The sequence below is a fragment of the Paenibacillus sp. FSL H8-0079 genome, from assembly GCF_037991315.1.
Taxonomy (GTDB): domain Bacteria; phylum Bacillota; class Bacilli; order Paenibacillales; family Paenibacillaceae; genus Paenibacillus.
Genome location: NZ_CP150300.1, coordinates 6,435,640 through 6,459,856, shown reverse-complemented (window position 1 = coordinate 6,459,856; position 24,217 = coordinate 6,435,640). Strand labels below are relative to the sequence as shown.

At 50.3% G+C, this 24,217-nt stretch carries 16 protein-coding genes; 13 read left to right on the top strand and 3 right to left on the bottom strand.

The window, feature by feature from the left end:
• Nucleotides 1-3 precede the first annotated feature (3 nt).
• Nucleotides 4-1,455 (bottom strand): PLP-dependent aminotransferase family protein, encoded by a 1,452-nt coding sequence (locus MHI06_RS28750; RefSeq protein ID WP_340399890.1) that lies wholly within the window; start codon nucleotides 1,453-1,455, stop codon nucleotides 4-6.
• 674 nt (nucleotides 1,456-2,129) lie between these two features.
• Between MHI06_RS28750 and MHI06_RS28745 the strand changes: the two genes are divergently transcribed.
• From MHI06_RS28745 to MHI06_RS28690, 12 genes are all read left to right on the top strand, one after another.
• On the top strand, nucleotides 2,130-2,486 hold the full coding sequence (locus MHI06_RS28745; protein ID WP_036612270.1) for a nucleotide excision repair endonuclease: 357 nt from the start codon (nucleotides 2,130-2,132) through the stop codon (nucleotides 2,484-2,486).
• A gap of 242 nt (nucleotides 2,487-2,728) precedes the next feature.
• Complete coding sequence (locus MHI06_RS28740; RefSeq protein WP_169482294.1) at nucleotides 2,729-3,475, top strand: Bax inhibitor-1/YccA family protein; 747 nt, start codon at nucleotides 2,729-2,731, stop codon at nucleotides 3,473-3,475.
• 297 nt (nucleotides 3,476-3,772) lie between these two features.
• Entirely contained in the window at nucleotides 3,773-4,987 is a 1,215-nt protein-coding gene (locus MHI06_RS28735; RefSeq protein WP_340399889.1) for an AraC family transcriptional regulator, read from the top strand.
• A 51-nt stretch (nucleotides 4,988-5,038) separates the two neighbouring features.
• Nucleotides 5,039-6,088 carry an ABC transporter substrate-binding protein gene (locus tag MHI06_RS28730; RefSeq protein WP_340399888.1) on the top strand — a complete coding sequence of 350 codons (1,050 nt, stop codon included), beginning with the start codon at nucleotides 5,039-5,041 and terminating at the stop codon, nucleotides 6,086-6,088.
• A 273-nt stretch (nucleotides 6,089-6,361) separates the two neighbouring features.
• Entirely contained in the window at nucleotides 6,362-7,222 is an 861-nt protein-coding gene (locus MHI06_RS28725) for an alpha/beta hydrolase-fold protein (protein WP_340399887.1), read from the top strand.
• A gap of 187 nt (nucleotides 7,223-7,409) precedes the next feature.
• Complete coding sequence (locus MHI06_RS28720; protein WP_340399886.1) at nucleotides 7,410-8,195, top strand: 2,3-dihydro-2,3-dihydroxybenzoate dehydrogenase; 786 nt, start codon at nucleotides 7,410-7,412, stop codon at nucleotides 8,193-8,195.
• A 26-nt stretch (nucleotides 8,196-8,221) separates the two neighbouring features.
• The gene (gene dhbC, locus MHI06_RS28715; protein ID WP_340399885.1) at nucleotides 8,222-9,565 is read left to right on the top strand and encodes an isochorismate synthase DhbC; all 1,344 of its coding nucleotides are present in this window, start codon (nucleotides 8,222-8,224) and stop codon (nucleotides 9,563-9,565) included.
• 3 nt (nucleotides 9,566-9,568) lie between these two features.
• Nucleotides 9,569-11,185, top strand: a complete 1,617-nt coding sequence (locus tag MHI06_RS28710) for a (2,3-dihydroxybenzoyl)adenylate synthase (RefSeq protein ID WP_340399884.1) — start codon at nucleotides 9,569-9,571, stop codon at nucleotides 11,183-11,185.
• A gap of 299 nt (nucleotides 11,186-11,484) precedes the next feature.
• Nucleotides 11,485-12,483, top strand: coding sequence for an isochorismatase family protein (locus MHI06_RS28705; protein ID WP_340399883.1), 999 nt, complete (start codon nucleotides 11,485-11,487; stop codon nucleotides 12,481-12,483).
• 14 nt (nucleotides 12,484-12,497) lie between these two features.
• Nucleotides 12,498-19,724, top strand: a complete 7,227-nt coding sequence (locus MHI06_RS28700; protein ID WP_340399882.1) for an amino acid adenylation domain-containing protein — start codon at nucleotides 12,498-12,500, stop codon at nucleotides 19,722-19,724.
• A gap of 12 nt (nucleotides 19,725-19,736) precedes the next feature.
• Nucleotides 19,737-19,973 (top strand): MbtH family protein, encoded by a 237-nt coding sequence (locus MHI06_RS28695; protein ID WP_340399881.1) that lies wholly within the window; start codon nucleotides 19,737-19,739, stop codon nucleotides 19,971-19,973.
• A complete protein-coding gene (locus MHI06_RS28690) occupies nucleotides 19,970-21,451 on the top strand; it encodes an MDR family MFS transporter (protein ID WP_340399880.1) in 1,482 nt (493 codons plus the stop codon). Before MHI06_RS28695 ends, MHI06_RS28690 begins: the two co-directional genes overlap by 4 nt.
• A gap of 145 nt (nucleotides 21,452-21,596) precedes the next feature.
• Here MHI06_RS28690 and MHI06_RS28685 read toward each other — a convergent pair whose 3' ends face one another.
• On the bottom strand, nucleotides 21,597-22,283 hold the full coding sequence (locus tag MHI06_RS28685; RefSeq protein WP_340399879.1) for a 4'-phosphopantetheinyl transferase superfamily protein: 687 nt from the start codon (nucleotides 22,281-22,283) through the stop codon (nucleotides 21,597-21,599).
• Nucleotides 22,284-22,439: 156 nt separating this feature from the next.
• Complete coding sequence (locus tag MHI06_RS28680) at nucleotides 22,440-23,306, bottom strand: arylamine N-acetyltransferase (protein WP_340399878.1); 867 nt, start codon at nucleotides 23,304-23,306, stop codon at nucleotides 22,440-22,442.
• A 290-nt stretch (nucleotides 23,307-23,596) separates the two neighbouring features.
• Between MHI06_RS28680 and greA the strand changes: the two genes are divergently transcribed.
• Nucleotides 23,597-24,073: a transcription elongation factor GreA gene (greA, locus tag MHI06_RS28675; RefSeq protein WP_036612258.1), complete on the top strand. Its 477-nt coding sequence runs from the start codon at nucleotides 23,597-23,599 to the stop codon at nucleotides 24,071-24,073.
• Nucleotides 24,074-24,217 lie beyond the last annotated feature (144 nt).

Sequence of the window (24,217 nt, the reverse complement as noted above, 5' to 3'; positions counted from 1 at the left end):
TCCTTATCTCATTTGAGTTGCTGTCTCGCCAATGATCCGAATGCCCTTGCGTATATGCTCATCGCTGACTCTGGAGAAGCCCAGACGCATCGTGTTTACGCCCTGACCGGGTTCCAGATAAAAAGTATCTCCAGGTGTGAACGTCACACCTTTCTCCTTACAAGCCGCGAGCAGTTCACGAGTCCTGTATTCGTGCGGGAACTGCACGAATAGGTGAAGACCGCCCTCACCGGAGATCCGGCACATCGGCAGATGCTGCTTCAGGCATCGCACAACCAGTTCATATTTTCGCTTATATTCCGTGCGGGCTCGCTTCAAGTATTTCTCGAAATTACCGTTGCTCAGATATTGATACAATAACGATTGATCCAGCGTTGATGTGTGGATGCTGCGTGCCCGTTTCATACTTTCCAGATAATCGATCAGCGTCGCATCCGCAATAACCCAACCGACCCGCAGTCCTGGAAACAGGACTTTGGAGAAGCTGCCCAGATACACCAGTCCGTTCCCTTTGCCCATGCTGGCAATCAGGGGAGATACGTGCGAACCGGAATAGCGCAATTCTTCGTTGAATCCGTCCTCAATAATCGGTACCTGGTACTGGTTCATCAACCGGATAATCTCCGCCCGTTTCGCAGGGGATGTCACAATCCCGGTCGGATTGTGATAGGAGGGCACAAGATAGGCCAGATCATATGCACTTGCCTCAAGCTCATGTTCCAGTTGCTTTAAGTCCAGGCCATCCGGCTCCATATTCACACCGGTCAGGTGAAACTGATGCAACTTTAGATTCTTGATCGCCGTGTGGTGCGTTGGATTCTCGCAGAGCGCTTTACCGCTTTTTTTGCGTAACGCTCCAAGCACGAGATCGAAGCCTTCCGTGAATCCGTTGGTGATTAGAATATCCTTGCCAAGGAGGTCGACCCCTTTGTTCTCCATATATCGTAGTAAATACTTCATCAAGGGTCTGTATCCTTGCGCATACCCGTAATTCAGCAGTACTTCGCCTTCAAGTGACATGCGATCTAGAAAAGCCCGTTTCACGTTGTGCAGATCAAACAGCTTTTCATCCGGTGCTATGCTGGTAAAAGATATCTCACCGCGCTCTGCTCCGGAGCCATGCTTCATCAGATCGTACTGCTCTGCCTGAATCGCATACTCGCTTACCTCCGTTGTCCAGTCCAGTTCCCAGCTTGCTGTTGCCTCAGGGGTTTCGATGGAGGCGCTGACGTAATTGCCCTTGCCTTTGACTGCATAGATCAGGCCTTCATCTTCAAGCTCGGCATAAGCGAGCAGGACCGTACTTCGACTAACCTTCATTAGTGTACTGAGTTCACGTGTCGAGGGCAGTTTTTGTTTGGCTTGCAGGCCGCCTTTGAGCATCAATCGCTTCATATAATCTTTGACTTGTATATATACAGGGCGGTCCTCCGTCAGTTGCAGATCGGAATACATCCCATCACTCCCTCTACTGGTATCTTGCCATATTATAAACCCAGCAGAAAGAACCACGATACCTCTGTTTCCCTGCGGGAGTGGTTGGTGGTTCGCGCAAACGCAAAAAAGCCCTGGCATTATGCCAGGACCCGTGGTTAAACTTGATCCATTTTCTATAGTTCTGCTGCTATGACTTTCTACAGTTGCATTGCATGACTTATCTCTCTAGGATCGATAGCTATCTGACCTTCTACATGTGTCTATTTAACTTCTGTACGGCTATAATTGCAGGCTTTCTAGGTGATACTTAAAATCTACAGTGATATCATGAATCTAGGTCTTTCTACGTTTGCTTGCTGCAAGGTCGAATAGAGGATGAATCCACAATCTATAAGCTAAGGTTGTTGCTAACTGTACTCTTGTCGTGATCACGTAACAAAAATCAGTATGAAAAAGATGATCAATCATAGGGTACAATAGACGAAGGTAGATATAAAGACATATGTCTTAGTGCCCAATTTCTTCCTCATACCCCTATAGTACCACTTTGAATCAGGGAAGTTAACCTTTTTTTTGAAATATTTGTCGTAATAGCGAAAATTGCGTGAATTGTACTTCATATAGAATGAAATGGTGTCCGTTTATAATATGTGATAGGATGTAGACCTATAGATAATGAGGAAGTGAGCCTATTGATTAATATTACCGTGCCAACACCGGATGTAACCATCACAAAGCAGGCTGATCCACAGCTTAGCCACATTTATGGATTTACTGATTTTCACCTGATTACCCGGGAACTAGGCGGGATTTTCATGTTTTACAATGCCGCTGGAGAGTTGTTATTTGTCGGGAAAGCACGAAAATTAAGACCCCGCATTAAAAAGCATTTTGAAGACACTGTATCGCCAATCAAGAATCACCGCGAGGAAGTAACGAAGATTGAAGTATGCCTGGTTGAAGATCCGGTAGATCGTGAAATTTACGAGACCTATATCATTAACACGATGCGTGCGAAATACAATGTAGATAAAGTCTTGTACAAATAAATTGCATATAAAACACAATGAACATGATTTTTTAGGATATATGTCCTAAGTGTTATGCCGGTGCAGAAGGATGTGATCGCAGGATTGCATCCGACTTCGCCTGGGACCATCCCGATCTTTTTGAACACGAATGCCAGGGAGTAGCATGTAGAATTGGAAATGTAGAAATGCCAGGCTTTCAAATAAGTATCACAGAACGTAGCATCACAGATATATCAAATACATATAAAGAGGTGATTGTGTTGATCGGTCGTAGCGGTAACCCTACACTTAAAGACAGCACGTTTGAAAACAAAGGATATGGAGAAGATCGGTATCAGAATTACATGACGATCAACGGCACGGTGAACAAAGCGTTTATTACGCTGGTGATCCTGCTGGGCAGTGCGTTTGCAACATGGATGATGTTCTTTAACGGACAACAAGTGATGCCGCTCGCTTATGGCGGATTAATCGTTGGTTTCATTCTGGCACTTGTGATTTCGTTCAAACCTGTAGCGGCACCTTACCTTGTACCCGTCTATGCGGTGGCAGAAGGCCTGTTTCTGGGAGCACTTTCTGCAACCTATGAGTCCCTGTATAACGGAATTACCTTGCAGGCGGCCCTGTTGACCATGGCTGTATTCATCGCCCTGCTGATGGCATACAAAACCAGATTGATCAAAGCTACGGAGAACTTCAAGTTGGGCGTTGTTGCTGCAACTGGCGGCATCATGATCATGTATCTGTTGAGCTTTGTACTGGGTTTCTTCGGCATTTCGATTCCTTATCTGCATGATAACAGCTTGATCGGCATTGGTATTTCGGTCGTTATCGTCATTGTTGCTGCCCTCAATCTGGTCCTGGATTTCGACTTCATCGAAGGTGGCGCTGAACGTGGTGCGCCCAAGTATATGGAGTGGTACGGTGCATTTGGATTGATGGTGACGCTGGTATGGTTGTACATTGAGATCATCCGTCTGCTTGGCAAATTGCGGAGCCGGGATTAGTCCTTCTTATAACGTCATCATCAGAGTATGAACTTCATTAAAGCTAACGCGTGATACTCACGTCGTTGGCTTTTTTAGTATATTTGGAGGCAGCCTATAAGCATCTTTGCGAACAGTAGTAGAGGGTATCGTGTGGATTCGGGTGTGTACATTTTACCATATTTGGATTGACGGTCTGGAAATAGTTATGGTATTTTATTGATAATGATTATCATTTTCGTTTAAATATTGCATAAGTTGCCGGATAGTTCTCTCTAGCTCTAGCTACACATCAAGCAGATCGAAAGGAGTGGCCTCATGTTACTGGAAAATGATTCGCAGATTGCTGCGCACCAGCCTGTTCCCGGCCGCAGTCCCAAGACGGATCTTGCCAACGTTAAAATATACATGGACAAACATTACGACCAGCCTCTATCCATTGCAGAACTCGCTTCGGAAGCGGGGATTAGTCCAAAATATTTCGTGGATCTGTTCAAGAAAACGTACGGACAGAGCGCAATGGAGTATCTTACGGATCTGCGCATTAACCGCGCCAAGCGATACCTGAAGGAATCCAGATACAAACTTCGCGATATTGCTCTGAGAGTGGGATATAGTGATGAGTACTATTTTAGCCGTAAATTTAAAAAGGAAGTTGGCGTATCTCCTTCCGATTATGCGAAAAACGCCAGAAAACGGATTGCCACCTGCTCTTCCAGTGTGATTGGACAGCTTCTGGCGCTCAATGTCATCCCCGTAGCTGCACCTATCGATCCCAAATGGACGGCCTATTATTATAATGCACATCGTACAGAGATTCAGTCCCATCTGAAATTGACGGACCCGTACACAAGCTGGCGGTTTGAGGCCAATGTGGAACGGTTGGTTCATATTCGCCCTGATGCCATCGTGGGCACAGATCAGATCAGTGAACAGGATCAGGCCCAACTGGCCGAGATTGCACCTTGTTGTTTTGTCCCCAAACATCATTCGGATTGGCGAACACAGCTACGCATGATTGGATCATTCCTGGAGCGGGAGGAACAGGCGGAGCAATGGATACACATGTACAACCAGCGAGCAGAGAAGGCGCGGGAATCGGTACAGCGGGAAGTGGGCCGGGAGAAAGTGATCGTCGTGCGGATCTACGGGCAGAATCTCTACCTTTATAGCAATCCGGGTATTGAAGAAGTGTTGTATGGAGCGCTGCAACTGGATACTTACTCTGATCTCAGTGCCAATAATCCGTTAACGCTGGAGCAACTCGCTGCAATGAACCCTGATCGCATTCTCGTTATGGTATGTCCTGAGGCGGCTTCAAGGGCGTATTGGCTGAGCTTGCAGCATTCGGTTACATGGCGTCAGCTCAAGGCCATTCGTCAGTACCAGGTCCATCTGATCACAGGTGACCCTTGGTTTGATTATTCGGCTGTAGGTGTGATGCGTATGTTGGATGAAGCTCTACTGATCTTCACGGGATATTGTCCAAATATATATCTGGATAACGTCCATGGTGATTCCCAGGCGACGTGACATATAATCCTTGTATCTAAATGAGAATGTTTATCAAGGGGGATATCACACATGTTTCACTATATCAAAAACATCGGACAACGTTCCGTTGGTAGCAAATTCCGCAGTGCCCGGCTCTCAGCCCTGATCCTGCTGATGTTAATTACAGGGCTGTTGTCTGCCTGTGGAGCAGCATCCGAAAATACAGGAGCGGCCCAAGAGGAGCAGCCCGCTACGGAAACTTCAACCCCGGCTTCAACCGAGACGGTTGTGCAGGAAGAGCAAGCGGAAGAAACGACGGGTGAACGCACCGTAAAAGATGACTTGGGACATGATGTAATTGTTCCAGCCAGTACAGAGCGGGTGTTTGCACCATATCTGGAAGATTCCCTGTTAACCCTTGGTGTTAAGCCGGTAGCCCAATGGGCGAGTGGTACGAAAGGGCATGTCTATCTCCAGGATCAGCTCAGTGATGTGCCTACACTTGATTTCTCCAGTGGGTTGCCTTCGCCGGAAGCGTTGATGTCGTATAATCCTGATTTTATTATCTTGCATACGGCCCAATATGCCGAGAATGGGGTATACGAGAGTTATTCCAAGATCGCACCGACCTACGTATTTACGAACGCTTCAGGTGATGTAGAGAAGTCCTTGCAGGTCATTGGTGATCTTCTGGGCAAAACGGCTGAAGCCGAAAAAGCCATTGAAACCTACCATGCCAAGGTTGAGTCAGCCAAAGCTGAATTGGCGAAAGTAGCCGAAGGCAAAAAAGCAGCCATTATCCGTTTTGCCCCGCGTGGCATTAGTATGATGGGTGGTAACTACTTCAGCGGTTACGTCGTATATGAACAACTGGGACTAGGTAAGCCTGCATTGGTCGAGTCGGAGAACAGCGCCATTGTATCCACCGAGGTATTACCCGAGATTGACGCCGACTTTATTTTCACCGTGGAACAAGGTCCAGGCAGCATGAAAGAAATGACGGAAACCAACGTATGGAACAGTATGCCGGCGGTAAAAGCAGGACATGTGTACGCTGTCGAGCCAGCTCCGTGGCTGGGCGGTGGACTGATCGCATACGGTCATGTCATTGATGATACGCTCAAAGCGTTAACACAATAATTGGAATAGAGCAGCTCCCTTTGGAGTGCCGGGAACCGGATGTTAGTCCAGCGTTTCCGGCACACCGTAAGGGAGCTTTTTTTACGATAAAAACGTGAACATTATATGACATAAATATGGAAATATGGAGATAATCAAAATAATTTCTGGATATCGTCCATGGGACAGCCGGATTGACTCTTTTATAATTGGTAATGAGAATCAATCTCATATACAGAATGTAGTTCAGTATTCAACTTATATAAGCAGAACAACGAGGAGGACCCATCCGTAATGACGTTTCAGCCCAACCCAACCGCTCCTGGCAACCTTGAGCATATCGCACGCAGTACCGTTCAGATTCCACATGCCGAACAATGGACCATGAAATCACGTTTAGGCCATCATGCCTATCAGATTATGGTATTCAAGCCTGCCGAACCTCCGCCCCCGTCCGGTTACCCGGTGATCTACCTACTGGATGCCAATTCCGTATTCGGCACGATGGTGGAAGCTGTTCGTGTGCAGGGACGCAGACCGGAGAAGACAGGAGCAGTCCCGGCCATTGTCGTAGGCATTGGGTACCCGATCGCGGGCCCCTTTTCCCCTCATCGATACTATGACTTTACTCCAAAGGCCACAACGGAATATACCGCAAAATCCGACGGTACACCTTTGCCAGAACAAGGAGGTGCCGATGAGTTCTTGCGATTTATTGAAGAAGAACTGAAGCCGGATATGGAGCAGCAATTTCGGATTGATCGGGACAGACAGACTATATTTGGTCATTCGCTTGGTGGGTTGTTCGTGATCCATGCGTTGTTCACGAAGCCAGAGGCTTTTCGATATTACATTGCGGGAAGTCCCTCATTGCACTGGAACCAGAAGGTGATGCAGGCGGAGGAACAGGAATTCGTCACAAGGCTGGAGCAGCATCCGGTGAACGTCAAGGTGTGGATTGGTATGGGAGAACAAGAGAAAACTCACCCGGCGCGCAACAATGATAAAGCATCAAGTCTGACGGAGCGCTTATCCGCATTGAAGCAGCCGGGGTTAGATATCGTCTACACTGAGTTCGAGGAAGAGAACCATGTCTCGGTATTGCCTTTTCTGATTAGTCGTACGATGCGTTTTGCCTGTAGTCCGGAGTCATAGAAAGTTGGAATGAGTGACGTGTTTGCAGACGAAAGTCATATGAATCAAGGATCAGTGAGCGGCAGGAGCCAAGTTTCAGCTATGTTTCGGATTTACGGATGATCACACTCAACTGGATAGAACCAAGCTAACACTTCACTTCAACATGGGAGAACACAGCTATGGGGCAGTAAGGGAGGTACACGAGGTGAGCTACACAGGAATAGCTGGAAAAGTGGCCGTGGTCACCGGTGCTGCGCAAGGGATCGGTGAAGCGGTGGCGAGATTGCTTGCACAGAATGGCGCTATCGTTGCTCTGGTGGATCGACAGGAAGATGCGTTGAATCAACTGGTCACCGATCTGTGCAGTCAGGGCCATCAGGCAACAGCCCACGTTGCTGATATATCGGATCGTCAAGCCGTTGAGGATACCGTTCTACAGATCGAGGAGACCGTGGGACCCATTGGTATTCTGGTAAATGCTGCAGGTGTATTGCACACAGGGGCAGTCAGTGAGCTGACAGATGAAGAATGGACGAAGACATTTGATGTGAATACACATGGTGTATTTTATATGTCGCGAGCGGTAGTGAGAAATATGGCTGAACGCCAGACGGGTGCGGTAGTTACCGTTGGTTCGAATGCTGCAGGTGTTCCGCGAATGCACATGTCTGCCTATGCGGCTTCCAAAGCCGCATCGACCATCTTCACCAAATGTTTGGCTCTGGAATACGCGGATCGGCATATTCGTTGCAATATTGTCTCTCCAGGCTCAACGGACACGCCAATGCAGCGAGCTATGTGGCAGGATGAGCAGGGCGCAGAGGCAGTCATTGCAGGCTCACCGCAAACCTTTCGCCTGGGCATACCGCTGAACAGAATGGCATTGCCAGAGGACATCGCGGACGCGGTGGTCTACCTGGTATCGGATCAAGCCAGACATATAACAATGCATGATCTGTGTGTGGATGGAGGCGCCACGCTCGGTGCCTGAATCATGAGATAAGGAGATGATGAATCATGTCAAAAGCGGGTACGGTTACTGCAACTTCCGCCATACACCTTCTGGAGCAATATCGGGAGGGGACGTCCTTTTTCTGGTCTTCACCGCAACATACCTTGCTCGCGCAAGGAGAACGGATTCGTTGGTCTCCGCTACATGCGGAGCACGCAATCCAATCAGATTCGAGTGATTCTGCTGATGTTATTGAACATAACTATAAGGAAGAGATAGATCTTTATATAGATGGTATTCAACAGCTTATGGACAAGGCCCAACAAGCTGGTCAATCGAACCCGATGGTGGTTGGCGCCATTCCGTTTGATCCGCTAGACGATTCTGCTGAGCTATATATACCAGAGACGGTGCAGTGGGCTGAACCGCTACCCTCGGAATCACGAGCATTAATTCAGAAGCTGCCAGCAGCTGTAGGTTGTGAGGTCGTTGAGGCACCTGCGGGGACAGTGTATGAGCAAAGTGTAGATAACGTACTAGTTGATCTGAACCAGGGTGATCTCCACAAAGTCGTGTTATCCCGTACACTTGAGGTGACATCACAGACCATCGTGGACACGCATCAATTACTGCGTAATCTGTTCAGAGACAACACGCATGGATATACATTTGCTGTACCCATGAAGAGTATAACTCAGTCAAAAAGTACTCTAACAACGAAGGAAAAACATTCAAAAATAGACGAACAAATTGGAAACCAAACGAGTCGCACCTTCATTGGGGCAAGCCCAGAACTATTAGTTACCCGCAAAGGATTAAAAGTACGCGCCAATCCACTGGCAGGCTCTGCTGCCCGGAGTGAAGATCCAGCGGAAGATCGCCGCCGTGCAGAGGCACTGCTGGCTTCAGCCAAGGATCGGCATGAACATGCCGTAGTCATTGAGGCAGTTGCGGATGCGCTGCGCCCATTATGCCGACAACTATCCGTTCCAGCAGAACCTTCGCTGATTCAGACGCGCACAATGTGGCATTTATCCACTGAAATATACGGGGAGCTAGCGGACGCGGCCACAACGTCACTGGATCTGGCTTTGGCTCTTCATCCCACACCCGCCATCTGTGGAACACCTGTACAGGCTGCGCGGGCAGCGATTAAGCAACAGGAGCCGTTCGATCGGGGATTATTTACGGGAATGGTGGGCTGGTGCGACAGTGAGGGTGACGGCGAGTGGGCGGTAACGATCCGATGTGCTGAAGTGGAAGGCACAGCTGTAAAATTGTTCGCTGGAGCGGGCATTGTAGCAGGTTCTACGGCAGAAGCTGAGCTGGCAGAGACGGCTGCCAAGTTCAGAACAATGCTGCTCGCGATGGGTTTGGATTCGACTGTGTCCAGTCGGAAGGAGGAATGAGCAATGCTGTCAGGATATCAGGCTTGGCCTGAGGAAGTTGCAGAGCGTTATCGGCAGGAGGGTTGCTGGGAAGGGATTACGTTTGGAGAGATGCTTCGCCAGCGTGCTGGTCTATATGGCAATCGAGTAGCCGTTATTAGTGGTGAAGACCAATTCACTTATGCAGAACTGGATGAACGGGTGGATCGATTGGCTTCCGGTTTATATGCCAAAGGCATACGGCAGCATGACCGGGTTATTATTCAGCTGCCCAATATTACAGCGTTTATTGAAGCCTGTTTTGCTTTATTCCGCATTGGTGCGTTGCCTGTATTCGCTCTTCCTTTGCATCGAAAGAGCGAAATCACATATTTTGCTCGTTTCTCTGAGGCCGTAGCATACCTGATTCCGGATCAGGATGGAGGGTTTGACTACCGCACGTTGGCGGAGGAGGTACAGGCAGAGGTTCCGGGACTTCGGCATATTTTCGTGGCGGTAGAGGCCGGGCCCTTTACAGCGTTAGAAGATGTCTATGCAGAACCTACCACACTGCCGGGTGAACCGACGTCTTCAGATGTTGCTTTTCTACAGTTGTCGGGTGGAAGCACCGGGTTGTCCAAGATGATCCCACGTACCCATGATGACTACATCTACAGCTTACGAAGAAGCGTTGAGGTGTGTGGTCTCAGTCCCGAAAGCGTCTATCTGGCTGCACTACCTGTAGCACATAACTATCCAATGAGCTCACCTGGCATTCTGGGCACGTTGTACGCAGGTGGCACGATTGTGTTGTCACGAGGATCGAGCCCGGATGAAGCCTTTCCGCTGATTATGCGCCATCAGGTAACGATCACGGCTTTGGTGCCACCGCTGGCTCTTGTCTGGCTCAATGCAGCAGCTGCCCGAGGAACCAAGCTTCCGTCGCTCCAGGTGCTTCAAGTGGGAGGAGCTAAATTCAGTGCAGAGGTGGCGGCACGCGTCAAACCAGTTCTTGGCTGTACATTACAGCAGGTTTTTGGCATGGCCGAAGGGCTGGTGAACTACACACGTCTCGACGATTCGGAGCATGTCATTACCCATACACAAGGGAAACCGATGTCTCCCTATGACGAGGTGCGGATTGTGGATGACGAAGACGTTGAGGTGGAGCAGGGACAAGCCGGACACCTGCTGACACGAGGACCTTATACCATTCGTGGTTATTACAAAGCGGAGGAGCATAACGCCAGATCGTTTACTACCGACGGTTTCTATCGCACAGGCGATATTGCAAGTCTGACGGCTGACGGATATCTCGTTGTCGAGGGGCGGGCGAAGGATCAGATTAACCGTGGCGGGGATAAGGTGGCTGCCGAGGAAGTGGAAAATCATCTGCTGGCCCATCCTGGTGTGCATGATGCAGCCTTGGTCTCCATGCCCGATGAGTATCTGGGCGAGCGCTCTTGCGCCTTTATCGTGCCAAGCGGTGAAGCTCTGGCGGTGGCCGAGATCAAGTCTTTTCTACGCAATCGGGGCCTGGCCAGTTATAAAATCCCGGATCGGATTGAGTGGGTGGATGCCTTTCCGAAGACACAAGTGGGCAAGGTCAGCAAAAAAGCATTACGGGAAATGTTGACCATCGAGCAACCTGTATCTAAATAAGAATTACTAACAGATAACGTTACATTTTATCAGTTGAACTAACCATTTACACAAGAACGTAGAGGGCAGAAATAACCTGAAGAAGCGAAGCGTTCGCCCAAAAGCTTTCTGCAAGAAAGCTACATCGGAAGCATACGCTATCACCGGATTTTCACCTTTGTAAAATTGAATCAAAAAATCTGGGGATAACAGCGATCGGAAGGTTATTCTGTCATCGGAGTGGCAAGTGTAAACATTCTTTAGTTCAACTGATATGGCTGAACATGATCTGATAAATATAGCTGAAAAGAGGGATATTCATGGCACTTCCAGTGATTCAACCATATGCAATGCCTGTAGCGTCGGAGCTTCCGGTCAACAAGGTAGCCTGGACACCGGATGCGAAGCGTGCAGTACTCTTGATCCACGATATGCAGAACTATTTTATGAATGCATTTACGGCGGGAGCATCCCCGGTGGTCGAACTGATTGATCATATTGCACAACTTCGTTCAACGTGTCATGAGCTTGGGATTCCCGTGGTCTACTCGGCACAACCGGGCGGACAGACACCGGAGCAGCGCGGATTACAGTTGGATTTCTGGGGAGCGGGGATCGATGGCGGGCCTGTGCAAAAAGAAATTGTTGAATCGCTCGCACCCGCTCCACAGGACACCTTCATGACCAAATGGCGCTACAGCGCCTTTCAGAAGACGGAATTACTTGAACTGATGGAGCGGCAGGGCCGGGATCAATTGATTGTCTGCGGCATATATGCGCATATCGGATGTCTGATGACGTCAAGTGAGGCATTTATGCGAGACATTCAGGCGTTTCTGGTTGCCGATGCAGTTGCTGATTTTTCGGCGGAGAAACATCGCATGGCGCTGACGTACGCATCAGAACGATGTGCGGTAACACTAACGACCGAACGTTCAATTGCATTGTTGAATGCGTCAGCCGCAACCAGAACTGGAGGTACAGCTACATCTGAGGCGCAGCAGCAATTGGCATCCACCGTGGATTCTGGGTATGTCGTGGAAGGACGAGAAGGCGTTGATCAGGCAAGGCTGGGAGCGTTACGGGCTCAGGTTGCCGATCTGCTACAGGAGCAGCCCGATTCAATTGGGGAGCATGATGATCTGATTCAGAACTGGGGAATGGATTCGATTCGCATGATGAGTCTGGCTGAACGTTTTCGCGCGGAAGGCGCAGAGGTTACCTTTGTTGATCTGGCGGAGCAGCCTACATTGGCAGCATGGGCAGGACTCCTGGATAATGCCCAACCGAAAGTACTGCCGAACGGAGACTACTTTTGAGCGGGGCGGTGCAGATGTCGCATCGTCGGAACACAGCTTGGCCTTTATCTTCTGCACAGTCTGGCATCTGGTATGCCCAACAGTTGAATCCGGACAACCCGATGTACAACACGGCCGAGTACGTGGTTATTGACGGTCAGATCCATGAGGGGCGATTCGAAGAAAGTGTACGCCAGACCGTGATGGAGGCCGAATCGCTGAATATGGTATATGGCGAAAACGAGCAAGGCCCGTGGCAGTCTCTGCGCACCAATATGAATGATTGGACATTCCATGTCATGGATGTGCGTGATCAGGCTGATTCTCATACGGCTGCGCTCGACTGGATGAAGCAGGATCTGGCACGGCCTGTTGATCTGGCAATGGGTCCACTTTTCACAGAAGCTCTGTTCAGGGTGAGTGAGAATCGGTATTACTGGTACCAACGCATTCACCATATTGCGATTGATGGGTACGGCGTATCCCTGATCACACGCAGGGTTGCCAGCTTGTACTCTGCAAGCATTCAGGGAGAGGGTGCAGCACAGGTACAGGTTACGGCAACATTTGGATCACTGACTTCCGTTCTCGAAGAAGATGAAGCTTACTCATCCTCCACCAACCGAGAGCAAGATCAACAGTTCTGGATCGACCGATTCGCGGACGCACCGGATGTGGTCAGTCTGGGTGAACGTGCTCCGCGTACATCAACCGAGTTCCTGCGGCAGAGTGCGGTGCTCACGTCGTCACAACGGGAGCACTTGCAAGCAGCAGCGGGTAGATTCGGTGCGACTTGGCCGGATCTCTGTGTAGCGGCAACAGCGATCTATGTGCACCGGATGACAGGGGCAGCCGATGTTGTTCTGGCCTTGCCCGTGATGTGCCGATTGGGTTCAGCATCGCTGCGTGTTCCAGGCATGGTCATGAATGTGCTTCCGCTCCGCCTGTACCTGGATTCGCAGATGAATCTGTCTGATTTGATGGGACAGATCGTGAAGGAGATTCGGGCTGTTCGCAAACACCAGCGATATCGGCATCAGGATCTAAGGCGTGATCTCAAGCTCTTGGGAGAGAATCGGCGTCTGTTTGGACCGATGATCAATGTGATGCCCTTCCATCATGAGTTGAATTTTGCGGGCGCACGCGGCATGATCCATAATCTGTCCACGGGTCCAGTGGATGATCTGTCGATTCATATTGTGGACCAGGGACATGGTCATGGACTGAGTATTGCTTTTGATGCGAACCCTTCTATCTATGTGGACTCGGAATTGCGTGATCACCAGCTTCGCTATGTGCAAATCCTGCAATCCCTGATGTCAGAAGGGACAGAAGACATATCGGTTGGACAGATGGACATCCTGCTTCCTGCCGAACGCGAACAAGTGCTGGAAGGATGGAATCAGACGCATCATGCCATCGCTGAGTGGAACTCAGCAGCGCTATTTGAACAGCAGGTTCGGCGCACTCCTCTTGCAAACGCGGTGACATTTGAAGGGGCATCGCTGACCTACGCAGAGCTGAACGAACGTGCGAATCAACTGGCACATGAACTGATACAGACATACGAAGCAGGACCGGAGCAGGTGGTTGGCATTGCGATGCCTCGTTCACTGGAAGTGGTCATTGCGATTGTGGCTGTCCACAAAACAGGAGCAGCCTATCTGCCGCTTGATCCGGATTATCCCGAAGAGCGCCTGATCTATATGCTGGAGGATGCCAAACCTACTTGTGTAGTGACGGTAATGAACAACTTCTCTCACATTCCGCAGACGTCCAGTGTACCGATTCTGGTCATGGATGAACCGGATATGATGCAGGCAGTGATCTGCCAGTCGGGAAGCAATCCCGAAGGTGATGATCTGCCAGGCATAGCTTCTCTGCTCAACCCCGCGTATCTGATCTATACTTCGGGTTCTACCGGTAAACCCAAGGGTGTAGCTGTAACTCATCTGGGATTAGCCAACCTGCTTGAAGATATGAAGACAAGACTGCAGGTCGGTCCGCAGGATCGCTGGCTGTCGGTGACCACGATTGCTTTTGACATCTCTGTACTGGAAATCTTCCTGCCACTGACGACTGGGGCCAGACTGGATATCGCGCAAAAGGAAACGATTCTTGATCCGGTAGCACTGGCAGGGAAGATGAGAGAGCAAGAGACAACGATCATGCAGGCTACGCCAACGTTATGGCAGTCTCTGGTGACCAGCCGCCCGGGAAGGTTCGACGGGCTAACGGTGATTACGGGAGGAGAGGCTTTATCCGAGGAGCTGAAGCTTTCGCTGGAGGCATTGGGTTGTCAGGTCAATAATCAGTACGGGCCCACGGAGACAACCATCTATTCTACAGCTGCATCACTGGGGAATGAACATACAGGCAAACCATCCATTGGTGGTCCGGTTCGTAACACACAGCTCTATGTGCTGGATCAGAGCATGCAACCTGTTCCTCCGGGTGTTGCAGGGGAATTATATATCGCAGGAGAGGGACTTGCACGGGGATATTTGGGCAGACCTGATCTGACCGCAGAACGTTTTGTCGCGAGTCCCTTCGGACAACCGGGCAGTCGAATGTACCGGACAGGAGACTTGGCCAAATGGTTACCGAACGGTTCCATCGATTATTTGGGACGGGCAGATCATCAGATCAAAGTCAGGGGCTTCCGCATTGAACTGGGGGAGATTGAGTCGGTCATCTCCAGATATCCGGGTGTAACACAGGTTACGGTTATGGCACGTGAAGACCAACCTGGGAACCAGCGGTTAGCGGCATATATCGTGGTTGATGGGGAAGATCGTCAAGCTGACATGGATATAGCTGATATCAGAGCACACGTAGCTGATGCGTTACCGGATTATATGGTGCCCTTTGCCTTCATGCTGCTTCCAGAGATGCCGCTGACACCGAACAAAAAAATCGACCGCAAACGGCTTCCTGTGCCTGCATTGACATCTAATGCAAACGGGAGGGAGGCGCGTACACCGCAGGAGGAGATCCTTTGCAGTCTGTTTGCCGAGATTCTGGGTGTAGCCCGGGTAGGCATTGATGATGATTTCTTCGAACTGGGTGGACATTCCCTGCTGGCCGGGCGAATTATAGCCAGAGTACGTGATGTATTCGGGGTAGAACTGAACATCGGCAGTGTGTTTGAATCACCGACAGCAGCAGGGCTTGCCCGGAAGCTGGATCAGGCGAAGTCCGTCAGACCCGGTATTCAGCCTGTTCCGCGTGCGGGTGAGATTCCACTTTCCTTTGCCCAGCGACGGTTATGGTTCCTCTATTGCCTGGAGGGTGCTAATCCCACCTACAATATTCCGTTGGTTGCCCGGTTGACCGGGAAGCTGGATGTGGACGCTCTCCAAAACGCCTTGGAGGATATTGTTGAACGTCATGAGACGTTACGCACATTGTATCCGCCAGATCTGGGTTCGGCTAGCCAGCATATCCTCCGTGCAGCAGATGTAACAGTGAATATGAAACTTACCCGGGCTTCGGCTGAGAAGCTGCCCGAGCTGCTGGCAGAAGCGTCGCGTTACAGCTTCGAGCTTAGTACCGAGCCGGGCATACGTGCGGAATTGTTCCATACGGATGCGGACGAACATACATTGCTGGTGCTGATTCACCACATTGCAGGGGATGGTTGGTCCTTATCACGGCTTATCCGGGACTTGTCGGAGGCTTATACAGCTCGTCAGGGTGGAGCTGCACCGGCTTGGGAGCCGCTACGCATTCAGTATGCAGATTATGCAGTGTGGCAGGAGAGCCTGCTTGGGGATGAGAAGCGGCAGGACAGTCTGATCGCGAGGCAGTTAGCGTTCTGGACTGAACGGCTCGCAGAATTGCCAGAACAAGTCACGTTCCCGGCAGACTATGCCCGTCCAGTGGTGTCCAGTTACCGAGGCGGGACGGTGCCATTTACGATCAGTCAACATCTGCATGAGCAGCTTGCGACAGTTGCCCGTGAGCATAAAGTCAGTCTGTTTATGCTTCTGCATTCGGCTTTATCCGTGTTGCTTACTCGAATGGGTGCAGGCACGGATATTACGATAGGCACACCGATTGCCGGACGGAGTGACGATGCGCTGGATGATGTCGTGGGGATGTTCATTAATACGCTTGTCCTGCGTACAGACACTTCGGGTGATCCGACCTTCCGAGAGCTGTTGGCCCGCGTGCGGGAAGCAGATCTTGCTGCTTATGAACATCAGGATTTACCGTTTGAACGGCTGGTCGAAGTGCTGAATCCGCCCCGATCCCGTTCCAAACATCCGCTCTTTCAGGTGATGCTGGTGCTGCAAAATACGCCAGATGTTCGTCTTGACCTGCCAGGGGTTGAAGCAGAGACTTGCATTCACGGGGTGGGTTCATCCAAATTCGATCTTACGCTTGAACTGACGGAGAAACGGGAGCAGAACGGACTTCCGGCCGGAATTGAAGGTGTACTGGAGTATAGTGCAGACCTCTACCGTGAATCGACTGCCGCAGAACTGGTCGTTCGGTTGATGCAGGTGCTTGAGGATGCTGTACAACAGATGGATGAACGCATCAGCAGATTTGACCTGGTTACACCGTCAGAGCATGCCCAGCTTGAAAAGGAGTGGACATCTACATTGGATGAAGGTCCACAGCTGACCATAGCCGAGCGTTTTGAAGTGCAGGCAGCCGCTTACGCAGATTCGGTAGCCCTCCATTGTGAGGATATCCGTGTGACTTACAGGGAGCTGAATGCACGGGCTAATCGACTGGCGAGACTGTTGATCGCAGAAGGTGCTGGGCCGGAACAGATGGTGGCATTAGCCTTACCTCGTTCGGTAGAGATGGTCGTGGCCATTCTTGCTGTACTCAAAACGGGCGCTGCCTATCTGCCACTGGACCCCAACTATCCGGCAGATCGATTATCGCATATGCTCACGGACGCGGCGCCGAAAGTGATGATTACAAGTACAGAGGTGTATGCCCTGCTACCGCAAGTTGAGAACATTGAATGTATTAACATGGACGATCTGCATACCTTGCGGCAATTGGAATCCATGGATGAGCGAAACCCGGCAGACCATGAACGGAACGGACGGGTAACTCCGCTGAGTCCGGCTTATATGATCTATACCTCGGGTTCAACCGGGAAACCCAAAGGTGTCGTTATTCCACATGCGAATGTCATCCGGTTATTGGATGCAACGCAGCACTGGTTCCATTTTGACGAGAGCGATGTGTGGACGTTGTTCCATTCCTATGCGTTTGACTTCTCCGTGTGGGAAATCTGGGGCCCTCTGCTGTATGGAGGCAGCTTGGTTGTGGTTCCCCATGAGATTAGCCGATCACCTGGAGCGTTCCTGCAACTGCTCGCCGAGCAAAAAGTAACCGTACTGAACCAGACGCCATCTGCGTTCTACCAACTGATGCAGGCTGACAGGGAAAATCCGGTATGGGGACAGCAGCTTGTACTCCGCTATGTGATTTTTGGAGGCGAGGCACTGGAGCTGGGACGTTTGGATGACTGGTATGAACGCCATGCGGATGACGCCCCAAGACTCATCAATATGTATGGTATTACGGAAACAACGGTCCATGTCAGCTACAAAGAACTTCACGCAGGCAGCGCAGCAGAAGGTGCAAGCAGCTGGATTGGATGCGCTATTCCCGATCTGCGCGTCTATGTGCTGGATGATCATCTGAAGCCTGTGCCGACAGGTGTAACTGGGGAGATGTATGTGGCGGGAGCGGGTCTGGCTCGTGGGTATTGGGGAAGGCCAGATCTCACGGCAGAGCGATTCGTCGCCGATCCACATGGTCCACCGGGTACACGAATGTACCGTACGGGAGACTTGGCCAAGCGCCTGCACGATGGTTCGCTTGATTATCTTGGACGAGCCGACCAGCAGGTGAAAATCCGCGGGTTCCGCATTGAGCTTGGGGAGATTGAGGCTGTATTGGCAAAACATTCGGGTGTGGCTCAGGCTGCTGTTATCGTTCGTGAAGACCAGCCTGGGGATAAGCGTCTTGTCGCTTATATTGTTCCTGTACCGGACAGTGAAGCAGAACTGGAAACGGCTGCGTTACGCCGACATGCGGGAGCGAGCCTTCCGGATTATATGGTTCCATCTGCGGTTGTTGTGATGGAGGTCCTACCACTTACGCCAAATGGCAAGCTGGATCGCAAGGTGTTGCCTGCACCAGAGATGCAATTATCGGCTAATGGCCGAGCACCGCGCAATCCGCAGGAGCAGATTCTCTGTGATCTGTTTGCCGAAGTATTAGGTTTGAGGAGTGTGAGTATTGATGACAGTTTCTTCGAACTGGGAGGTCATTCGCTGCTTGCGGTGCGCCTGATGAGTCGAATTCGTGAAGCGATGGGCAAGGAGCCGGGTATCGGCATTTTGTTCGAAACGGCCACAGTGGCTGGACTGGCCGAGCGATTGGAGATGGGTGCAGATTCCGGTAAAAGCTCACTGCAAGTGTTGCTACCCCTCCGGACGCATGGTCAGCATCTGCCCGTATTCTGTGTGCATCCAGCCGGAGGACTTAGTTGGTGTTATGCCGGATTGATGAAACATCTGGGCATGGAGTATCCGCTGTACGGATTGCAGGCAAGGGGGATTGCCGAGTACGAGGTGCTCCCGTCGACACTGGAGGATATGACGGCGGATTACATCCGTCACATCCGGTCTGTGCAGCCCGAAGGCCCATATCGTTTGCTCGGCTGGTCACTGGGCGGCAACGTGGCTCAGGCTATGGCCGTGCAGCTTCAGTCCGAAGGGGAGGAAGTAGAGTTTCTCGCTATGCTGGATGCATATCCGAGTCATTATCTGCCTATTCGCGGGGAACCGGATGAGGAAGAGGCGCTAACGGCATTGCTTGCACTCGGTGGATATGATCCGGACAGTATTGGGGATGGGCCGCTGGATATGGCAGCAGCGATGCGTATCCTTCGTAGTGAAGGCAGTGCGTTGGCGAGTTTGGATGAAGAGACGATCATGAAGCTGCGGAAAACCTATGAAAATTCCGTCCGGATCTTGGGGGCGTACACGCCATCCCGATTCGAAGGTGACCTGATCTTCTTCCGGTCCACCATAATTCCTGACTGGTTCGATCCGATCGAACCGGAGATGTGGAATGCATTCATCGGAGGACAATTGGAACGTCATGATATTGCCTGTCGTCATAAAGACCTTTGTCAGCCGGGTCCATTGGAGGAGATCTGCCGTACCCTGTCCGTCCGGCTGGAGATGCTGAACAAGAAGCGTAACATTCAACACAAATAGGAGGATAAGCTGATGAGCAACCCTTTTGAATATGAAGACAGCAATTATCTGGTGTTAATGAATGATGAAGGACAGTATTCGCTGTGGCCTGCATCCATTCCGGTACCGGTAGGTTGGACCCTGATGCTGGGGAAGGCCAAACGACGTGTATGTCTGGATTACATTGCGGAGCAGTGGACTGACCTGAAGCCGCTGAGTCTCTGTGATGAAACGGGGATGCCGGGCATGATTCATGAGGTTGGCAGATGAGGTTTCGTCTGAATCCAAAGGCAATTGTGAGCGTTGTCTATGTTCTGGCGATGTTTATGGTTGCCATGGATGCAACGGTATTAAATGTAGCGCTACGAACCATTAGTGAAGAACTGGGCGTTCCTCCGGCTGCTGCGGGTACCTTGAATGTGGGGTATTTGGTGAGTTTGGCTGTATTTCTGCCTGTCGCCGGATGGCTTGGTGATCGATGGGGCACAAAACGGGTCTTTCTGTCGGCACTGACACTGTTTACAGTATCCTCTGCGCTTTGTGCAACGGCTGATAGTCTAGGCACATTGACATTTTTCCGTATTTTGCAGGGAGCAGGGGGTGGTCTGCTTACACCTGTAGGGATGGCGATGCTGTTTCGGACCTTTCCTCCGCAGGAACGGGCTAAGGTATCTCGCATGTTGGTGCTGCCGATTGCCCTTGCTCCAGCTCTCGGGCCGATTGTGAGCGGATTGATTGTGGATCAGCTGTCGTGGCGCTGGATTTTCTATGTGAATCTGCCTGTTGGTATTCCAGCCGTGATCTTTGGCATGCTGTATCTGAAGGAACACAGAGAACAGGGAGCTGGTCGACTGGATCTACCGGGTTGGTTATTATCTGCGCCGGGGCTTGCACTGACGATGTATGCGCTCAGTCAGGGACCGCTACGGGGCTGGACGTCACCGCTTATTATGGGAGCGGGCTGTGCAGGCATTCTGCTTCTGACGTTGCTCGTCGTGGTGGAGCTGCGTGCGAAGCAGCCGCTGCTTGATCTGCGTTTGCTAAAGCACCGATTGTTCCGCTACACAGGCTTGGTATCCGTATGTGGAGCAGCCGGGCTGTTGGGCATGCTCTATGTGTTTCCCTTAATGTATCAAAATGTACTACAGGCTTCTGCGCTGGAAACCGGGCTAACGACATTTCCGGAAGCGCTGGGACTGATGATTGCTTCTCAGCTTGTCCCGTGGACTTATCCGCGGCTGGGCCCACGCAAGCTGATATCGATGGGCTTGATCTGTACGGCAGTCATTTTCATAACCCTTAGTCAGATCACAGAGGATACGAACCCATGGTTCATCCGTTCATTATTATTCGGCGTAGGAATTTTCCTGGGGCAGACGGTAGGAGCAGTGCAGATTGCTGCCTTCGCCCAAATTCCGCCTGCATCCATGGGACGAGCTTCCACCTGGTTCACGGTGCAGAATCGTCTGGGGTCAGCAATCGGCATGGCTTTGCTCTCTGCTGTTCTGGCAGGTGTGGGTACAACAACGGTGACTGCGACAGGCACGATGGAGCCGAATATGCTGGCGTACCGTTTGGCTTTACTGGGGGCAGCTGCATTTCTGCTCATCGGGCTGTGGTTTGCCCTGAAAATCCGCGATGCGGACGCGGCAGCCACGATACGAAAGACGCCGGCTGGAGGATTATTTAGCAAGTTGAAACGTTCGTCTACGGTGGGTTCAGAATCGGTGGCAAAGCAAGAAGGATAGGATTGAGTTTGTGAACGAAGTAATGGAAGCCAAGTAGGTGCTACCTGAAAGAGTTTCCATAAAATAAGAGCGAGTCATTCCGGACAAGGGTAAATTGTCGCCAGATTGACTCGCTCTTTTTCTTGATTGGTTAGGTAGTGGTTAACTACACCAACTCCGTATACAGATCCTGCAAGGTTACGATTTCCGGCTTGCTTGGCAATTCTCCCCCGGCCGAACAGGCTGCAAGAATATGCTGATCATCCAGTCGCTGACTATAGAAACGATGTGCTTCAGCCTGCTCGCAATGCCACCCTCCTCCCTCATCAGGTAGGATAGCAAAGGAGTCCAGTGGCATGGACAGGCCCATGCCGACTGCCTTGATATAGCTTTCCTTCAGCGTCCATAGACGGTAGAAGGTCTCCAGCCGACGATCGTCAGGCTCGGCAGCCAGGAACTGGCTTTCCGTTGGAGAGAAGAAACGCTCTGCAATCTGCATGTCGATCGGTGCTATTTTCTCCACATCCACCCCGAGTTTATCTGTACCCCCAGAGATCAGAGCAATCCAATCGCCAGAATGGGAGACGTTGAATTGTACATCCGAATGGTGAATGAGTGAAGGTTTGCCGTAGGAATTACAGGTAAAAGAAAGCTCAGCAGGTCTCAAGCCAGTTAACTTGCTTAGAGTCACACGAGTCAATATCTCTCCCAGCACGGAGCGATACGCGTCAGCCTGACGCACAAAACGCGAAGCCTGAGCACGTCGCTCGGCAGAGACTTGTGACAGAAAGTGGTTCCAGCACGCCTCCGGCAATACTTCTGGAACTTGAAGCACACGAATAGTTATCATCATTTATCACCTGTGGACATATTCGGCGCGTATCAATAACTTTCCTTTATATGGAACTGACCGAATATCCCCTTAACTAATCTCTATACGGATGCTCTTATCAAGCAATCAGGATATCCGTTTTTTCATGCTAAGGTTTCAGGTTGTGCATCTGCATCTTCAAGCTTCTCGCTTCCATTCCATATGGGCAGCCTGTACGCGATCCCACATGTCTTGGCATTCCAGCTCACTATAATTCACCAATGGCTCATGGAATATGCCAGTTAAGACGTCACGCCATTCGGTATAGGATGTGATCTCTGTTTTCCGGATTCCTTCCATATCATGTGTTCGGAGCATACATCCACGTAGTTCATTACTGCGGTTCTCATCCCGCTGACGAAGCAAAAATACGTTATGCCAAGGGGATTCGGCCGCTTGACTGTAGAATTCATGCTTCGGAATGAACTCTTCCAGGCTGGTAATTGCTTCAGGAGCATAGTCTACACCTTTGCTTGGTCCGTCCAGTTCATATTCGAGTCGCCACCCGCCAGCAACAACAGATGAAGGCATCAATTGATATGTGAATGGTGCTGAACCATAGGTTCCATAACGAAGTGGCAGAGGTTCAAAGGGCATTCCACCCAGGCCTACATCCACAATCCAGCGCTCAACTGTCGGGTCAGCATCCGGTAAAAGGACAGACAGACCGAGATGGAATGAGTTCACACGTGGTTGTTCTCCATGAGGCTGCACTCCGCCGCGATGCCAATCGACTGTATAACCAAGAGAGCGGAGAAGAACACTGAAGGCACCATTTAGATGAAAGCAGTAGCCGCTGCGGCCCTGTAATATAAGTTGAATCGATTCTTGAAGACTGATTCCCGCAGGACGACCTGCAAAAATATCGACCGTTTGCCAGGATAAATATTGCACATGTGCTTTTTGGAGTTCAAATAAGAATTCCAGTGTAGGTTTCTTTATAACATCAATGCCGATCCGTCTCAGGTAGGCCTGTATTTCAGTTGCGTTCAATGGTTCATTCATCCAGATCACCTCAAGTCATATATTGGGCTGCAGCCCGAATTATTATAAACTTCTGCTGCCCTGAGTTCATTGTAAAAGTGAACGGGCGAAAACAACATCATCAGTTGAACAGATTGTAACGGTACAATTAATGAACAGAGCCTTGAAAATCATCTCAAGAGATAAACATGGTACTGATGTCAATGAAATACAATATATGGATGAGCTATTTCTTTTTCTGGGGTATGCTAACCCTTTGGAGTGGATATAGGTTAGAATATAGATAGATAGCAGGATTAGGAGATGGAAAAATGGCTAATGATGAAGTGATTTTGACACAGGAAGGCTTGGAAAAGCTGGAGGACGAACTGAAGGATTTGAAGACGGTGAAGCGTAAGGAATTGGCAGCTCGTCTGAAACTCGCGATCAGTTACGGTGACCTGAAGGAAAATAGTGAGTATCATTCAGCCAAAGATGATCAGGCCTTTATGGAGACTCGAATTCTGATCTTGGAGAAGATGCTGACGAAAGCAAGAGTCATCTCTTCAGACAATATAGACTCCAACAAAGTGAGCATTGGATCGACGGTGTTGCTTAATGACATTGAGTTCGCCGAGAAGATTGAATATAAAGTGGTTGGCCCTGCCGAGGCCGATGTTGCGGATAATAAAATTTCGTACGAGAGCCCGCTGGGCAAGGAGATAATGGGCAAAGAAGTGGGCAGCGTCATTCATGTCAATGCTCCGATGGGCGTTATCAAATATGAGTTGCTTCAAATTAAAGTGTAATATAAAAATAGAGGTGCTCCGCAGTCGTTAAGTGGCTGAGGGGACACCTCTTTTTTTATTGTATTGAGCTTGAGTTTTAGGATGGTTTACGTCATTTTAACTTCATACGGTTGGGCAGCTGAACTTTATCACATACTGTTTCTA

What these genes read in the sequence shown, in the direction of transcription:
- MHI06_RS28750 (WP_340399890.1), bottom strand. Translation starts at nt 1,455, where the DNA reads ATGTATTCCGATCTGCAACTGACGGAGGACCGCCCTGTATATATACAA.
- MHI06_RS28735 (WP_340399889.1), top strand. Translation starts at nt 3,773, where the DNA reads ATGTTACTGGAAAATGATTCGCAGATTGCTGCGCACCAGCCTGTTCCC.
- MHI06_RS28730 (WP_340399888.1), top strand. Translation starts at nt 5,039, where the DNA reads ATGTTTCACTATATCAAAAACATCGGACAACGTTCCGTTGGTAGCAAA.
- MHI06_RS28725 (WP_340399887.1), top strand. Translation starts at nt 6,362, where the DNA reads ATGACGTTTCAGCCCAACCCAACCGCTCCTGGCAACCTTGAGCATATC.
- dhbC (WP_340399885.1), top strand. Translation starts at nt 8,222, where the DNA reads ATGTCAAAAGCGGGTACGGTTACTGCAACTTCCGCCATACACCTTCTG.
- MHI06_RS28710 (WP_340399884.1), top strand. Translation starts at nt 9,569, where the DNA reads ATGCTGTCAGGATATCAGGCTTGGCCTGAGGAAGTTGCAGAGCGTTAT.
- MHI06_RS28705 (WP_340399883.1), top strand. Translation starts at nt 11,485, where the DNA reads ATGGCACTTCCAGTGATTCAACCATATGCAATGCCTGTAGCGTCGGAG.
- MHI06_RS28700 (WP_340399882.1), top strand. Translation starts at nt 12,498, where the DNA reads ATGTCGCATCGTCGGAACACAGCTTGGCCTTTATCTTCTGCACAGTCT.
- MHI06_RS28695 (WP_340399881.1), top strand. Translation starts at nt 19,737, where the DNA reads ATGAGCAACCCTTTTGAATATGAAGACAGCAATTATCTGGTGTTAATG.
- MHI06_RS28690 (WP_340399880.1), top strand. Translation starts at nt 19,970, where the DNA reads ATGAGGTTTCGTCTGAATCCAAAGGCAATTGTGAGCGTTGTCTATGTT.
- MHI06_RS28685 (WP_340399879.1), bottom strand. Translation starts at nt 22,283, where the DNA reads ATGATGATAACTATTCGTGTGCTTCAAGTTCCAGAAGTATTGCCGGAG.
- MHI06_RS28680 (WP_340399878.1), bottom strand. Translation starts at nt 23,306, where the DNA reads ATGAATGAACCATTGAACGCAACTGAAATACAGGCCTACCTGAGACGG.
- greA (WP_036612258.1), top strand. Translation starts at nt 23,597, where the DNA reads ATGGCTAATGATGAAGTGATTTTGACACAGGAAGGCTTGGAAAAGCTG.